The organism is Bosea sp. 29B, assembly GCF_902506165.1.
Classification (GTDB): Bacteria; Pseudomonadota; Alphaproteobacteria; order Rhizobiales; family Beijerinckiaceae; genus Allobosea.
Genome location: NZ_LR733820.1, coordinates 1 through 1087 on the forward strand (window position 1 = coordinate 1; position 1087 = coordinate 1087).

The window sequence follows — 1087 nt, forward strand, 5'->3', positions numbered from 1 at the left end:
GGCCTTGGCCTGTGTCGATGCGGCGGCATCCTGATCGGGCGTATTCCGGGTGGCAAGGCGTCCGGGCTGCGGCGCAGCTTCGTTGGCGGCTTCGCCGGGCAGCGGCAATTTCGCCGCCGTCGCGCCTTCGACCGCCGGTTTCAGCAGGTCACGCAGGCTCTGCAGCGCCGCCTTGAGATCGGTCTGCGGTCTCGGGGCTTCTCCCGCCGCTTGCCTGGCTTCGAGGAAGACACCGGAGCGGGCGATGGCAGCTTTCAGCGCCTCGGCGGTGACAGGCTTCGCCTCGGCGGTCGGCAGGCACTGGGCGAGGATCTGGTCGACCAGGGCCATCAGCGGCTTCGGCAAGGTCAGCGCGACCGAGCCCTGCGCCAGGCTGCCGAGATTGGCGAAGAGCGGGGCGAGGCTGTCCTGCCGCCCGAGTGCTACGCCGAGCAGGGGGCCAGCGATCGTGCGGGGGGAAGCGGGCACGGTCTGCGAGGCAACCGGCGTGGCGCTGGCGGTCGGCGTGCGACCTGCCTGCAAGGCAGCGGGGGCGGTCGATGACTGGGCAGTTGCAGCGGCAATGCTGGCTGGAGTTGCCGTCTGGGCCGGCTGTGGAGCCGCTGGCATGGTGCCCACCGTCGGCTGTCCGGCCGGTGCCGGAGCATTGGGGTTGCCTGCCTGAGCCGGACGAATGCCGACCAGTGTCGCTTGCAGCGGTGCACCTGGCTCGGCTGGGGCGGTGAGCTTGAGCGTCAGGCTCGCGCCCGGCTGCAGGGCCGCCTGCCTGGCCTCGGGACCGGCGAGCACGAGAGCGACCTTGACGCCGTTGACGAGGGCGGTGGCGTTGCCGTCGTCGTCGAGCGCGACGAGCTTGGCTTCGACCGTTTTGCCGGCGGCAAGGCCGCCATTGCCGGTCATCGTCGCGAGCAGGGTCGCGAGATTCTGGCTCTTGATGAGCGCCGCGAGCTGCGCCGGATCGGACGGGATGGCTGCCATCCAAGAAGCCTGGCACGAAATGTTAAGGATTCTCTTGCGCCGGGCAGCGTTGCCTATTCCCTTCCCCCCGCTTGCGGTGGGGAAGGGTTAGGGATGGGGGGCCGGAAAG

1 pseudogene is annotated in these 1087 nt (G+C 70.1%); it reads right to left on the bottom strand.

The annotated features are described in order from the left end of the window. A pseudogene (locus GV161_RS30840) lies at positions 1 to 978 on the bottom strand (hypothetical protein); the annotation flags it as partial. Positions 979 to 1087: the final 109 nt, after the last annotated feature.